Raw genomic sequence first — 14,586 nt, 5'->3', positions numbered from 1 at the left:
CTACTCAAGGGCACGGCGCACAACAAGAATAAGGTGCTCACCAAGAGGGATAACTGCCCGATGGCTGTATTGATCGAAGATTACGCGCTGCTCGGCAACTGCCGGACCGCAGCGCTGGTGGCTCGCGACGGGTCGCTGGACTGGCTGTGTTTCCCGCGCTTTGATGCGCCGGCCTGCTTTGCGGCGCTACTCGGCGACAGCAACAACGGGCGCTGGAAGCTGGCCCCGGTTGACGGCAGTGCTCAATCGCGCCGCCGTTATTGCGACGGCACGCTGATTCTCGAAACCCTCTTCACCACCGACACCGGACAGGCGCTGCTCATCGATTTCATGCCCATGGAGATCGACAGCAGCGTGGTGCGCATTGTCGTGGGTGTGGAAGGGCGCGTGGATTTCTCGATGGACCTGGCGATCCGCTTCGACTACGGCAGCACCGTGCCGTGGGTCGAGAAGCGCGAGCCGCACACCATGACCGCCGTTGCCGGTCCGGACATGCTGGTCCTGCGCACGCCTGCCGAACTGCACCCGATGGACCATCACACCGAGAGCCTGTTCAGCGTTGAAGCCGGTCAGCGGCTGGGCTTCGCGCTGTCCTGGCAGGCCTCCCACGAGCCGGTGCGCGGGGGCTTCGACGTGGAGTTGGCGCTGCGGCAGACCGAAGCGTTCTGGCTTGATTTCTCCTCACGCTGTCCAGATGTCGGGCCCTGGACGGATCAGGTCAAGCGTTCGCTGATCACCCTCAAGGCCATGACCTATGCGCCCACCGGCGGGATCGTTGCGGCGGTGACCACGTCGCTGCCCGAACAGCTGGGCGGCGAGCGCAATTGGGATTACCGCTTCTGCTGGCTGCGCGATGCGACCATGACCCTGCTGGCGTTCATGAACCTGGGCTACTTCGAAGAAGCGACCGCCTGGCGCAACTGGCTGCTGCGCTCCATCGCCGGCAACCCTGATCAGGTGCAGATCATGTACGGCCTGGCGGGCGAGCGGCGATTACCGGAGTACCAACTGCCGTGGCTGGCGGGTTACGAGGATTCGCGGCCGGTGCGGGTCGGCAATGGCGCGGCCAGTCAGGTGCAGCTGGACGTGTACGGCGAAGTCGCAGACGCCATGACTCAGACGCTCAAAAACGGTTTGCCGGCGCTGCCACGCAGTACGGAAATCCAGAAAGTGATCATGCCGTTTCTGGAAAAAGTCTGGCATCAGCCGGACGCCGGTATTTGGGAAATCCGCTCGGCACCGCGGCATTTCACCCATTCCAAAGTCATGGCGTGGGTGTCGTTCGACCGCAATGCCGGGGTGCTGGCCAAGAGCGATGACCCGGAAGATCGCGAACGGGGCAGGCATTACCGGGAGGTCGCCGATCAGATCCACGCCGACGTCTGCGCCAACGGTTACGACGCCGCGCTGGGCAGCTTTGTGCAGACCTATGGCGGCACGGAACTGGACGCCAGCCTGCTGCAGATCGCGCTCACCGGCTTCCTCCCCGTCGACGACCCGCGGGTCACCGGCACCGTCACGCGGATCGAACAATCGCTGATGAAAGACGGCCTGCTGCTGCGCTACGACAGCGAACGCAGCACTGACGGCGTGTCTGGCAGCGAAGGGACCTTCCTGGTGTGCTCGTTCTGGCTGGCTGACGTGTATGTGCTGCAAGGCCGCGATGACGAAGCCCAAATCCTCTTCGAACGCCTGTGCGGTTTGTGCAACGACGTCGGCCTCCTCGCCGAACAATACGACCCCCAGCAAAACCGCATGCTCGGCAACTTCCCCCAGGCTTTCAGCCACATTGGGATCATCAATACCGCACTCAACCTGCACCGGGTGATGTGCCCCGTGAAAAGCCGCGCGGCTGCGCGCTCTTAGTGGAGGGGTGATTGGGGGATGGTTTGCGTTATAGCCCGAGATTGAAGGTGCCCGCGCGGGCCTCTTCCCGGCTAAAGCCGGTCCCACAAAAGCACCCGCGTACAACCCGTAGGACCGGCTTCAGCTTCAGATGGACGCGGAGCGTCTCGGGATGCATACCCACGCGGAGCGTGGGTACGATCGAATGAGGGGGCTGGTTTTGCGTTATGCCGCGAGATTGAACGTGCTCACACGGGCCTCTTCCCGGCTAAAGCCGGTCCCACAAAAGCACCGGCGTACGCCCCGTAGGACCGGCTTTAGCCGGGAAGCTGTTGATCTGCTTCTCGCTTTTGATCTTCAAACACAAGAGGTTCAGTCACCGCAATCGCGACTTGGGTGCAGGCTGAGCGCAGGTTTCGCGCAGTGGGCCGAGCCGCATGGATGCGGCGAGAGCGCCGTCAGGACAGGGATGTCCGTTCGGCGCGGGCCCACGGAGCGAGACCGAAGTGAGGGTACTCCGACGAAGGAGGAGCCCAACCGAGAGCAAGCACTTTTGCTTACTTTTGGTGCTTTTCAAAAGTAAGGCGCCGAAGGCGAAACAGTCTGCCCCCAGGCAGACGCCCTTGATCTTGATCTGTCGTTAAATCTCAAACTGATCACCGCGCCTTCCGAAACGTAAAATTAATCCGCTGCTCCCCCAACTGCGGATGCTCCGCCTGCCGAATCGGCAACACCCCATGAAAACGCAACCGATCCACCCCGCCCCACACCACCACATCCCCATGAAACAACGGCACCTTCTGAGTCGGATCACCGCGCTCAAGCCCGCCAAACAAAAACATCGCCGGCAAGCCCAGCGAGACCGACACCACCGGCCACTCCAAACCGCGCTCATCCTTATCCTGATGAAGCGACATCTTCGCCCCGGGGATATAACGATTGATCAGGCACGCATCCGGCACAAACCCCGCAAACCCTGCCGCCGAAGCCGCCGCCACCGCCAGCTCCATGAAGAGCTGGGGCATTGCCGGCCATGGCTGGCCCGTAAGTGGATCAACTTGAGAATATTTATAGCCACTTCGATCAGTGGTCCAGCCGAACTCCCCGCAACTGCTCAGCGCCACCGACATCGTGTAACCACCGGGCGTCACCATATTGCGGAACGGCGCCTGAGTCAGAACCGACTCCAGGGCCGGCAGCAATGGCTCGATAAAGGGCAGGGCAAAGCCACGGAACACGTAGGACTCCGGCCCGATCTGCTCCCGTGAAGGCGGTTGCGGCGTATCCTCCGCGAACAGATCGAACGTCGCCGGCGTCGTGCCTTTACGCTGCATCACCATGGGCTTCCCCGTTTTAGATTGAGCCTACAGCGCCTTGCTGACCTTCACATCGCTGATGACATCGTCACCGTCGCCGTGCATCTTCTGCAGGGCCGCCAGCGCTTCCTCGGCGGAAGGGGACTGCAACAGGGCAAATTCGAAACGACGCTCGCCGTTGAGCTTATAGCTGATGGCATATTTGACGACGGGGGCAGGGCTGCTCACATTTGACTCCTTGGAAAAGCTGACCGGATGTTCGCAAAAAAAACACGAAGATTTCACGCCATCCGGTGTTCAATGGCGCATCAGCTCAGACGCGAGGACGAGCGGCGGACGATTTTGATCGAATGGGTGAAAGCGGTTTTGCGCCCGCCGTTGCTGTCCAGTTTGCGGCTAGCGGTGTCGATGGTGATGTTCCAGAACCCGGTGCTGGGTACCGCGATCTTGGCCGGAAAACGGTCGAAGGCGCCGCCGTGGTAGGTGTGACGGCCGCCGTTTTTGAAGCTGCGGAAGTTGGCATCACTCATCAGGCGTATGTTGCAAAGCTGGGAGCACTCGATGACGACCATGTCGTCTTCGTTGAGGTGCTCGCGCTGGTGTACGAATTTCATGGGTGTCTCCGGAGACAGCGTTCTCGAAAACCCGAAACCATAGCACGGCGAGCCTGGGCATTGATCATCCCGGCGGCTTTTATTGCGCTGCCCATAGCTCCGATCGGCGCCGCGCTGAGAGCAAGGCCGGTATTTGAGCGGGCAGTTAAAAAAGCAGACCCACGGGATTTAATCCGGGTCGGGCTTGTCGTAAGCACCTTTACTGGAGGGATTGTATGAAATTGGCGGTTGTTATTCTGGCCCTGGCGATGACCGGTTGCGCCACAGTTACGGACATCGAACACACCCCTGCGACCATGAGCGTCATGTCCGGCAAGTCGCCGAAGGATTATGCCGCGTGCTTCGTGGGACGCATCTCGGACAGCCGCAAGCCGCCGCAGATCGAGCCGCACCATGAGGGGCTGCGTATCATCGTTCCACAGAAGTTGTTGAGCAGTGACCCTGCTGCCATCGTCGACATCGAGACCCGCTCAAGTGGCAGTTCGATCAAGCTGTTCGAGCGCATGTCGAACAACCCGCTGCGGCCCAAAGACGTGCAGCACGCCGTGACGGCCTGTATCTCGGGCGAGTGAGGCGTTTGAGACGCTATTGAAACGTGTCGCGGCTCAAGCGGTGAAGCGGCAGCGACGTTATTTGCAGACCACCAGCACTGTGCGGTTTTTGTAATTGCCGACATCGACGCCCAGGGTCTTGTCATCTTCCTTGGGTTGCGGCGTGCCGTTGGTGCTGACGATGTTGTAGCCGGTGCCCGCGCAGGAGGCGTCAGCCTTTTCGTAACAGGCGGCCCAGGACATGGCTTCGCCGGAGCAGTCGATGCTCAGGCCCTGCTTGCCGTCTTTGAGGTAAGTGTTCTGCGCAGTCGCGCACCCGGTCAGGGCCAGTACAGCAATGACGGATAAGATCTTGATCATGGTGGAATGCTTCGCGATGAGGGCCGGTGTGGAGTGTGCTGCCAGGAGATTGCAAGTCTCAGACTTGGGGCGGGTGCCATCGTTCCGGCATCACCCGACATTTTTTGCAGGATGATGCGCTCTGATGTAACCGCACCTGCGCGTCAGCTTTCGTTAATACCGCCCGGGCCATGCCCCGTTGCAGAGCTGGCCGGGCGAGGTTATCAGTCTTTCTTGTCAGCCCGACGACGCGGGGCTGGCGTGTCTTCAAACACGGCGGCGACCTCAATGGCGCTGCTCTCGCTGGAGAACGGGCCTGCCACGGCTTCACCGTCGTGGCCGACCAGCCACCACTGGCCGTCCTGGAGCTTTTTGATCTGGTACCCGTTAACGCTTTTGATTTCAGACATCGACTCGTCTCGATTAGTGATTCAGGCGCCCATGATAATCGGCAAATGCCAAAGGGCAATCGCACAATTTCCCACGCGCGATGGCGAACAGGGCTACGCTTGCGAAGGTCACAGAACGGCGGTTACGCGGCGCTGGATGCCCGCGTACGAAGGACAGCATGGAACTCCAATAATCAGTGGGTGAAGCGTGTCGAGGAAGGCCGTTGCTGAGCTAGTTGCGGAACTGTCTGCGGAACGATTTGCGGAACTATCTGCGTCAGCGTTCCTCTACCTAGGCAGCGAACGGCCAGTAGCGGCATTGTAAGGTTACTGCCGCCTCATTAGACTGCGCCGCAACACCCCCAGCTCATCAAGGATTTATATGATCAAGAAATGCTTGTTCCCTGCAGCCGGTTACGGCACTCGCTTCTTGCCAGCGACCAAGGCCATGCCTAAAGAGATGCTGGCAGTTGTCAACAAGCCACTGATCCAGTACGGCGTGGAAGAAGCACTTGCTGCGGGTTTGACCGAAATCTCCATCGTCACCGGCCGCGGCAAGCGCGCGCTGGAAGACCACTTCGATATCAGCTACGAGCTCGAGCACCAGATCAAGGGCACCGACAAGGAAAAATACCTGGTCGGTATCCGCAGACTGATCGACGAGTGCAGCTTTTCCTACACTCGCCAGACCGAAATGAAAGGCCTGGGCCATGCAATCCTGAGCGGCCGTCCGCTGATCGGTAACGAAGCGTTCGCCGTGGTGTTGGCGGATGACTTGTGTGTAAACCTGGATGGCGACGGCGTGCTGGCGCAGATGGTCAAGCTGCATCAGCAGTACAAGTGCTCGATCGTTGCGATTCAGGAAGTCGACCCAAACGAAACCAACAAGTACGGCGTAATTGCTGGCGAAGAAATCAAGCCAGGCCTGTTCCGCGTGACGGACATGGTTGAGAAGCCGGCGCCGGACGTCGCTCCGTCCAACCTTGCCATCATCGGTCGCTACATCCTGACCCCGGACATTTTCGAGAAGATCGAAAACACCGAGCCAGGCAAAGGCGGCGAAATCCAGATCACCGACGCCCTGATGAAACAAGCGGCTGAGGGCAACGTCCTGGCTTACAAATTCAAAGGTCAGCGTTTCGACTGCGGCGGTGCGGAAGGTTATGTGGAAGCAACCAACTTCTGCTTCGAGCACTTCTACAAGACCGGCAAATCGACTCAGTGATGCATCTGTATCGGTAGGCAGCGTCTAGCTGTGCTGTCAGACAAAGCCACCTTCGGGTGGCTTTGTCGTTTCTGTCCTGCGGAACTTGCCGAGCGCGCTCAAGCGGTTATGCTAGCGCATCGCTTAGGAGAGACACATGAGCTACGACTTTGACCTTTTTGTAATTGGCGCAGGCTCGGCCGGCGTCCGGGCGGCGCGGTTTTCCGCCGGTTTCGGGGCGCGCGTGGCCGTCGCCGAGAGCCGTTATCTGGGAGGCACTTGCGTCAACGTCGGTTGCGTACCGAAGAAGCTGATGGTCTATGGCGCCCACTATTCCGAAGACTTCGAACAAGCCAAAGGCTATGGCTGGAGCAGCGGCGAGGCGCATTTCGACTGGCCCACCCTGATCGCCAACAAAAACCGTGAAATCAGTCGCCTCAACGGCGTCTACCGCAAACTGCTGGACAGCAGCGGTGTGACACTGATGGAAGGCCATGCGCGCCTGCGCGGCCCCCATGAAATCGAAATCAACGGCCAGGTCCACACCGCCGAGCACATCATGATTGCCACCGGTGGCTGGCCACAGGTGCCGGATATTCCAGGCCGCGAGCACGCCATCACCTCCAACGAAGTGTTCTTCCTCGAGCAGATGCCCAAGCGCGTCGTCGTTGTAGGCGGCGGCTACATCGCCGTGGAGTTCGCCTCGATCTTCAACGGCCTGGGCGCTGACGTGTCGCTGATGTACCGTGGCGAGTTGTTCCTGCGCGGCTTCGACGAAAGCGTGCGCATCCACCTGCATGAAGAACTCGCCAGGCGCGAGATGGACATCCGCTTCAAGACCGAAATCAACAGCATCGAAAAGCTGGCCGACGGTACCTTGCAGCTGAGCCTGAACGACGGCAGCACGTTCAACACCGATTGCGTGTTCTACGCCACCGGGCGCCGTCCGATGCTCGACAACCTGGGCATGGACACCGTCAACGTCGAGCTGGATGACAAGGGCTTCATCAAGGTCAACGGTGACTACCAGACCAGCGAGCCGTCGATCATCGCCGTCGGCGACATCATTGGCCGCGTGCAGTTGACGCCGGTGGCGCTGGCCGAAGGCATGGCCGTGGCGCGGCGCCTGTTCAAGCCCGAGCAGTACCGTGCGGTGGATTACCGCCACATTCCCACCGCCGTGTTCAGCCTGCCGAACATCGGCACGGTCGGTCTCACCGAGGCCGAAGCCATGAAGGACGGGTATGAAGTGCAGGTGTTCGAAAGCAAGTTCCGGCCGATGAAGCTGTCGCTGACCGACAACCAGGAACGCACCCTGATGAAGCTGGTGGTCGACGCCAAAACCGACCGCGTGCTGGGTTGCCACATGGTCGGCCCGGACGCCGGCGAGATCATCCAGAGCCTGGCGATCGCACTCAAGGCCGGCGCCACCAAGCAGATTTTCGACGACACCATCGGCGTGCATCCTACGGCGGCGGAAGAATTCGTCACCATGCGCACCCCGACGCGCTAAGCGTTACCCAGCGCCCGCTATTGAACAAAGCACAACACACGTGAACGGTCCGGCCTCCATGGAGGAAGCTGGACGAGCCATTGTTTTTAGGGACGGACCCACTCTTTGACCAGCACGAGTTTTTCGGCAGCCATGCCCTTGAATCCAGCAGGACCTGACGACCAGGCGCTTTCCAGAACCGAAGCGCTTGAAGAAAGTGAGCGGCAGTTTCGCAGCCTCGCCGACAACATGAGTCAGTTGGCCTGGATCGCCGATCCCGCCGGGCGCATCCATTGGTACAACGAACGCTGGTACAGCTACACAGGCACATCCCATGAGGCGATGATGGCGCTGGGCTGGCGATCGTTGCATCACCCTGACCATGGCCAGCGGGTCGAGTCGCGTCTGCAGCGCTGCTTCGCGACTGGCTCGTTATGGGAGGACACGTTTCCGCTGCGGGGCAAGGACGGCCAGTACCGCTGGTTTCTCTCCCGCGCGCTGCCGATCCGCGATGAGCGCGGCAGCATCACCCATTGGTTGAGCACAAGCACGGACATCACGGCGCAGGTCAGTGCCGAGGACGCTCTGCGCGAGCTCAATGAGAGTCTGGAGCAGCGCGTCGCCGCGCGCACCCGCGAGCTGGCGGAAAGCAATGAACGCCTGCAGATCGAAATCAACGAGCGCGCCCAGGCGGAAGAAGCGCTGCGCCACGCGCAGAAAATGGACGCCATCGGCCAGCTGACTGGCGGTATTGCCCATGACTTCAACAACATGCTGACCGGCGTGCTCGGCGCGCTGGACCTGATTCAGCGTCGGGTGGCCGCAGGGCGCGTGTCGGAGATTGATCGTTACATTGAGGCCGCCATGGGGTCGGCCAACCGCGCCGCATCGCTCACCCATCGCCTGCTCGCGTTCGCCCGTCGCCAGTCGCTGAACCAGCGGCCGGTGGACGTCAATCACATGGTCGTGTCCATGGAAGAACTGCTGCGCCGGACCATTGGCGAAAGCATCGAGCTGGAAGTCGATCTGCACACGACCTCGTGCCTGACCAACACCGATGAGCATCAGTTGGAAAATGCCTTGCTCAACCTGGTCATCAACGCCCGCGACGCGATGCCCGAGGGCGGCCGGCTGCTGATCCAGACCGAACTGACCCATATTCGGCTGTTGCAAGATGCGCTGGCGCCGGGTGACTACGTGCGCCTGCGTGTGCAGGACACCGGGCAGGGCATGTCCAGCGAGGTCATCGCGCGGGCCTTTGACCCGTTCTTCACCACCAAGCCGATCGGGCAGGGCACCGGGCTGGGCCTGTCGATGGTCTATGGCTTCATCAACCAGACCGGTGGCCGGGTGAGTATTTCCAGTGAAGAGGGGCGCGGCACTCGGATTGATTTGCTGCTGCCCTGTCATCACGATGTGGCCGAACTTCCACCTGCCGTCGTTCGCAGCATCGAACCGCCCCGCGCCAGCCTGGGCGAGCGCGTGCTGGTGGTCGAAGACGAACCTGACGTGCGCATGCTGGTGGTGGATGTGTTGAAAGACCTCGGCTATCGCGTCAACGTGGCCTGCGACAGCCATGAGGCGCTGATCGTGCTGCAGGGCGCCGAGCCGATTGACCTGCTGGTGACGGACGTCGGGCTGCCGGGTTTGAACGGACGCCAGCTGGCAGAAGTGGCCCGCCAGCATCGTTCCGGGCTGAAGGTGCTGTTCATCACCGGCTATGCGCGGGAAGCTGAGGTGCGTGGCGACTTCCTCGACGATGGCATGGATCTGCTCACCAAACCCTTCAGCATCGACGAACTCGCCGTACGCGTGCGTAGCCTCATCGAGTCACGCTGAATCACTTGGGTGGGACCGGCGTTACCCGCGAAGCCTGTCCACATGAATGGGCAGGTTGGGTCAATCCTTCCCTACCCACAACGTCTTCTATTAATAAAGCATCCTTATAGTCAAAACCAATCGTCAGCATGAGCTTTGCCAATGAGTTCTTGCCGACGATTTTGCGTAGTATCCTCCCCATCGAATTTGTTACACCCATTTCCACAACCCTCAGGAGATTCACTGATGCCTATCATCAACAGCCAAGTCAAACCGTTCACGGCAACTGCTTTCAAGAACGGCAACTTCGTAGAAGTGTCGGACGCCGACCTGAAAGGCAAATGGTCTGTGGTGTTCTTCTACCCGGCTGACTTCACCTTCGTTTGCCCAACCGAGCTGGAAGACCTGGCGGACAACTACGCCGAGTTCCAGAAACTGGGCGTCGAAATCTACACCGTTTCCACTGACACCCACTTTGCCCACGCTGCCTGGCACAACACTTCGCCAGCCATCGGCAAAATCCAGTACACCATGATCGGTGACCCGACCCTGAAAATCTCCCGCAACTTCGACGTCCTGATCGAAGAAGCAGGCCTGGCTGACCGCGGTACGTTCGTGATCAACCCGGAAGGCGAAATCAAAATCGTCGAACTGAACGACGGCGGTGTTGGCCGTGACGCTTCCGAGCTGCTGCGCAAAATCAAGGCCGCTCAGTACGTTGCTGCACACCCGGGCGAAGTCTGCCCAGCCAAGTGGAAAGAAGGCGAGGCCACTCTGGCGCCGTCCCTGGACCTGGTTGGCAAGATCTAAGTCGTCATGACCGGATCGGGGGCGATGAGCCCATGAGCACGTAAACCGCATCGCCCCCAAAAAACGCCCGGGCGGTTATCGCTCGGGCGTTTTTTTTGTAGAACTCGCTAGATCCTCAACAGGATCCAGACCCTGAAAGTGAAGAAGGAAGCCGAACCATGTTGGACGCCAATCTTAAAGCTCAGTTGAAATCTTACCTGGAGCGGATCACTCGCCCGATCGAGATCATTGCGTCCCTTGATGACGGCGCAAAATCCCAGGAAATGCTGGCATTGCTCAACGACATCGTCAGCAGTTCCGACAAGATCACTCTGGACACCAATGGCAGCGATGCACGCACGCCGTCCTTCGCCCTGAACAGCCCGGGCCAGGACATCAAGCTGCGCTTCGCCGGCCTGCCAATGGGTCACGAATTCACCTCGCTGGTGCTGGCGCTGCTGCAGGTGGGCGGCTACCCGTCCAAATCCTCCGAGGACACCCTGGAGCAGGCCCGCAGCCTGACCGGTGAATTCAAGTTTGAAACCTATTTCTCGCTGACCTGCCAGAACTGCCCGGACGTGGTCCAGGCGCTGAACCTGCTGGCCGTGCTCAACCCGAACGTGCAGCACGTCGCCATCGAAGGCAGCCTGTTCCAGCAGGAAGTGACCGATCGCCAGATCATGTCGGTGCCTAGCATCTACCTGAATGGCGAGCTCTTCGGCCAGGGCCGTATGAACCTGGAAGAGATTCTGGCGAAGATCGACACCAGCGGCGGCGACCGTCAGGCCGAGAAGCTGAATGGCAAAGAAGCCTTCGACGTGCTGGTCGTCGGTGGTGGCCCCGCCGGTTCGGCTGCGGCGATCTACTCCGCCCGTAAAGGCATCCGCACTGCCGTGGCTGCCGAGCGTTTCGGCGGTCAGGTGCTCGACACCATGGCGATCGAGAACTTCATCTCGATGCAGCACACCGAAGGGCCGAAGCTGGTGGTTGCGCTGGAAGAGCACGTCAAGCAGTACGAAGTGGACGTCATCAACCTGCAGCGCGGCGAGCAGTTGATTCCGGGCAAGAACGGCGAGCTGCACCAGGTCAAATTCGCCAGTGGCGGCGTGCTGAAAAGCAAGACGGTGATTCTGGCGACTGGCGCACGCTGGCGCGAAATGAACGTCCCCGGCGAGCAGCAATACCGCAACAAGGGCGTGGCGTACTGCCCGCACTGTGACGGTCCGTTGTTCAAAGGCAAGCGCGTCGCGGTGATCGGTGGCGGTAACTCCGGTGTGGAAGCGGCCATCGACCTGGCGGGTATCGTGTCCCACGTGACCCTGCTGGAATTCGACGCCAACCTGCGCGCCGATGCGGTCCTGCAACGCAAGCTGCACAGCCTGCCCAACGTGACCGTCCTGACCAGCGCGTTGACCAGCGAAGTGACCGGCGACGGCCAGAAGGTCAACGGCCTGCGTTACAAGAACCGTCTGACCGGTGAAGAAATCACCGTTGAGCTGGAAGGCATCTTCGTGCAGATCGGTCTGCTGCCGAACACCGAGTGGCTCAAGGGCACGGTCGAGCTGTCGCCACGGGGCGAGATCATCATCGATCAACGCGGTGAGACATCGATCCCGGGCATTTTCGCTGCCGGCGACGTGACCACCGTGCCGTACAAGCAGATCGTGATCGCGGTCGGCGAGGGCGCCAAAGCCTCGCTCAGCGCCTTCGATCACCTGATCCGCACCAGCGCCCCGGCGTGATCCCGTAAGACTGGCTGTGTTGCTGGTGCAGGACCGGCTTTAGCCGGGAAGGCGTCAGCAGCCACATCGCAAAAATGATGGTGTACAGACTGGCCTCTTCCCGGCTAAAGCCGGTCCCACTAAAAAGCATTCCATGCATGCAGTGGGATCGGGTGTACGCCGACTTGTGGGACCGTCTTCAGCCGGGAAGGCCTCGGTTGCCATACCATTGAGCCAAGCGCCAGAAACAGAAAAACCTCATGAGCGATCATGAGGTTTTTTATTGGGTCTGTAACTCAGGCGGTGATGCGAGCAGTGCCTTCCGGGCCAGTCCTCCGTGATATTCTCGCGCCCGTTTCCAACACAGCCGTGGGATCCCCGTGAAATTCATCCATCAACGCGAACACCTCAATGAAGGCGACATCGTGGTGATCGAATCCTCGAACGCCTGCAACATCCGCCTCATGAGTGACGCCAACTTCCGCAGTTTCAAGAACGGCGGTCGGCATACCTATCACGGCGGCGCCTTCGATCGCTTCCCGGCGAAGATCGTCGTGCCGAGCACCGGCTTCTGGAACATCACCCTCGACACGGTTACCCAACGGGCGATCAGTGTGACGCGCAAGCCCAACCTCAAACACTCGATCAAGATCGTGCGCCGGTCAGGCTCGAAGCTTCAAAACTGAGTGCCTGAAATCCGCACATTCTGCGGCGCGAATCAGGCCCGCCATTGCAGCGGGCCCGGGGCAGGGCGGTCAGAGTTTCGGCAGTTGACCGATGCGGCCCATCATCTCGGTGACGATCTGCAAGTCCAGCAGGAACTGCTCGGTGGTCTTGAACTCGGCGTCGGTGTGACCGGTGTATTTGACGTCGGGTTTGGCCAGACCGAACTGCACGCCGTTGGGCAACTCATGCACGGATGTGGCGCCGGCGGACGTGCCGAACGTGTGCTCCATGCCCAGGTTCTCGGTGGCCACGGCCAACAGCGCCTTGACCCACTCGCCCTCGGGATTGCGGTACATCGGCTCGGCGATCGAGTAATCGAAGCCCGGCGTGATGTGGCTCTGCTCGGTCCAGGCCGTCAGCTTCCGTGCGATGTCCGCCTTCAGCGCTTCCGGTGACTTGCCCCTTGGCACGCGCAGATTGACCGCCAGCTTGAAGGCCTTGTCGTCCATTGCCACGTAGGTCAGCGAGGCCGTCAGCGGGCCCATGAACTCATCGCTGAAACCGACGCCCAGTTTGCTGCCCAGGTAATCCAGCCCCCAGTTGTCAGCGGCGTAGCGCGCGGCGTCGGTGATCGCGTTGTGCTTGAGCGCGACTTTGCCATCCAGACCGTTGATGAAATCGAGCATCCGCGCCACCGGGTTGACCCCCGATTCTGGCTCGGAGGAATGCGCCGACACGCCGGTGACCGTCAGCTTGACGTCCTTGCCGGCCACCTCTGCGTCAACCTTGAAGTTGCCGCCGTTGCGCTGAACGTAATCCGCGCCGGCCTTCTGCAGCTCGCCTGCCAGCTCAGCGGGGCGATCGCTGACCAGCGTCACGACTGACTTCGACGGGATCTGGTTGGTCGCCATGCCGCCGGTCATCGAAGTGATTTCCGCGCCAGTGCCTTCGGCGGTGCGACGGGGGAAGCTGGCCATGACCGTGCCGTAGCCCTTCTCCGCGATGACCACCGGGTAGCTGCCGTCGAGCGCCAGGTTGTAGGCCGGCGTCGGGTTGCGTTCGAAGTAATAGGGAATGGCGTCGCCGGAGGTTTCTTCGGTGGTGTCGATCAGCAGCTTGAAATTACGCGCCAAGGGCAGCTTTTCTTCCTTGATCACCTTCATGGCGTACAGCGCGACGACGATGCCGTTCTTGTCATCCTCGGTGCCGCGCCCGTACATGCGGTCGCCGATCAGCGTCACCTTGAACGGATCGAGGCGAGTGCCATCGGCCAGCACCCAGTTTTCCGGGGTGACCGGAACGACGTCGGCGTGGGCATGAATCCCCACTACCTCAGGGCTTGAGCCCTCAAGGGACACTTCATAGACGCGGTTGTCGATGTTGCGGAAAGTCAGGTTGAACGACTGGGCGAGGGTTTTGATTTTCTCGGCAATCTTGATGAACGCCGGGTTGTCGTGCTGGGCGACGCCTTCGGTCTGGAAGGTAGGAATGGCGACCAGCTCGCGCAGGGTTTCGGTGGCGGCGCTGCCGTATTTCACCCGCGCATAAACCCCAAGCAGGCGATGGATGTCGTTCTGCTCGTCGGCGGACAGCTTTTTGTTGGCGAGGAAGGCGCTGATGGCCGGCTCGATGCCCGCCGCCTTGACCACGTCGGTGGTGCTGACGGTCTTGAGGAACTGGCGGAAATCAGTGACGGCGTTTTCTTTGAAACTGCCGACCATCGTGCTGCTCTGTTGCGCGGTAAGGTTGGCGAAGGCAGCCGGGGCGAAGGCGGAAACACCGGCGAACATCAAGGTGGCGGCGGCGAGGTGTTTGAGCGAAAAGTCCATTGGGTGGGGCATT

General features: G+C 60.6%; 13 protein-coding genes and 1 pseudogene. 8 read left to right on the top strand and 6 right to left on the bottom strand.

The genetic code is table 11. The features are described 5' to 3' along the window. The first annotated feature begins 60 nt into the window (after positions 1–60). Positions 61–1,866 (top strand): glycoside hydrolase family 15 protein, encoded by a 1,806-nt coding sequence (locus tag EC919_RS03930; RefSeq protein WP_133771404.1) that lies wholly within the window; start codon positions 61–63, stop codon positions 1,864–1,866. A 635-nt stretch (positions 1,867–2,501) separates the two neighbouring features. Here EC919_RS03930 and alkB read toward each other — a convergent pair. From alkB to EC919_RS03915, 3 genes are all read right to left on the bottom strand, one after another. Then, positions 2,502–3,179, bottom strand: a complete 678-nt coding sequence (alkB, locus tag EC919_RS03925) for a DNA oxidative demethylase AlkB (protein ID WP_133771795.1) — start codon at positions 3,177–3,179, stop codon at positions 2,502–2,504. Positions 3,180–3,209: 30 nt separating this feature from the next. Next, positions 3,210–3,389 (bottom strand): hypothetical protein, encoded by a 180-nt coding sequence (locus EC919_RS03920; RefSeq protein WP_133771402.1) that lies wholly within the window; start codon positions 3,387–3,389, stop codon positions 3,210–3,212. An 80-nt stretch (positions 3,390–3,469) separates the two neighbouring features. Next, positions 3,470–3,775: a DUF1883 domain-containing protein gene (locus tag EC919_RS03915; RefSeq protein WP_133771400.1), complete on the bottom strand. Its 306-nt coding sequence runs from the start codon at positions 3,773–3,775 to the stop codon at positions 3,470–3,472. A gap of 215 nt (positions 3,776–3,990) precedes the next feature. Between EC919_RS03915 and EC919_RS03910 the strand changes: the two genes are divergently transcribed. Then, the gene (locus tag EC919_RS03910) at positions 3,991–4,347 is read left to right on the top strand and encodes a hypothetical protein (protein ID WP_133771398.1); all 357 of its coding nucleotides are present in this window, start codon (positions 3,991–3,993) and stop codon (positions 4,345–4,347) included. Positions 4,348–4,404: 57 nt separating this feature from the next. Here EC919_RS03910 and EC919_RS03905 read toward each other — a convergent pair whose 3' ends face one another. Continuing rightward, positions 4,405–4,686 carry a hypothetical protein gene (locus EC919_RS03905; RefSeq protein WP_133771396.1) on the bottom strand — a complete coding sequence of 94 codons (282 nt, stop codon included), beginning with the start codon at positions 4,684–4,686 and terminating at the stop codon, positions 4,405–4,407. Positions 4,687–4,889: 203 nt separating this feature from the next. Beyond that, positions 4,890–5,075, bottom strand: a complete 186-nt coding sequence (locus tag EC919_RS03900; RefSeq protein WP_133771395.1) for a hypothetical protein — start codon at positions 5,073–5,075, stop codon at positions 4,890–4,892. Positions 5,076–5,436: 361 nt separating this feature from the next. Here EC919_RS03900 and galU point away from each other — a divergent pair, with 361 nt between their 5' ends. The 6 genes and pseudogenes from galU to EC919_RS03870 all read left to right on the top strand — a co-directional run bounded on the left by galU (position 5,437) and on the right by EC919_RS03870 (position 12,764). Next, positions 5,437–6,279, top strand: coding sequence for a UTP--glucose-1-phosphate uridylyltransferase GalU (gene galU, locus EC919_RS03895; protein WP_133771393.1), 843 nt, complete (start codon positions 5,437–5,439; stop codon positions 6,277–6,279). Positions 6,280–6,415: 136 nt separating this feature from the next. Then, entirely contained in the window at positions 6,416–7,771 is a 1,356-nt protein-coding gene (gorA, locus tag EC919_RS03890) for a glutathione-disulfide reductase (protein WP_133771391.1), read from the top strand. Positions 7,772–7,930: 159 nt separating this feature from the next. After that, positions 7,931–9,589: pseudogene (locus EC919_RS03885) on the top strand (ATP-binding protein); the annotation flags it as partial. A 225-nt stretch (positions 9,590–9,814) separates the two neighbouring features. Next, positions 9,815–10,378, top strand: coding sequence for an alkyl hydroperoxide reductase subunit C (gene ahpC / locus EC919_RS03880; protein ID WP_133771387.1), 564 nt, complete (start codon positions 9,815–9,817; stop codon positions 10,376–10,378). 158 nt (positions 10,379–10,536) lie between these two features. Further along, the gene (ahpF, locus tag EC919_RS03875) at positions 10,537–12,099 is read left to right on the top strand and encodes an alkyl hydroperoxide reductase subunit F (RefSeq protein WP_133771384.1); all 1,563 of its coding nucleotides are present in this window, start codon (positions 10,537–10,539) and stop codon (positions 12,097–12,099) included. A gap of 359 nt (positions 12,100–12,458) precedes the next feature. Further along, positions 12,459–12,764, top strand: a complete 306-nt coding sequence (locus EC919_RS03870) for a DUF1883 domain-containing protein (RefSeq protein ID WP_074885497.1) — start codon at positions 12,459–12,461, stop codon at positions 12,762–12,764. Between the two features lie 69 nt (positions 12,765–12,833). Here EC919_RS03870 and EC919_RS03865 read toward each other — a convergent pair whose 3' ends face one another. Then, positions 12,834–14,573, bottom strand: a complete 1,740-nt coding sequence (locus tag EC919_RS03865; protein WP_133771382.1) for a dipeptidase — start codon at positions 14,571–14,573, stop codon at positions 12,834–12,836. Positions 14,574–14,586: the final 13 nt, after the last annotated feature.

It is taken from the genome of Pseudomonas graminis, from assembly GCF_004364335.1.
Classification (GTDB): domain Bacteria; phylum Pseudomonadota; class Gammaproteobacteria; order Pseudomonadales; family Pseudomonadaceae; genus Aquipseudomonas; species Aquipseudomonas graminis_D.
The sequence above is the reverse complement of the archived record's forward strand: the minus strand, read 5'-3'. Positions and strand labels throughout refer to the sequence as shown.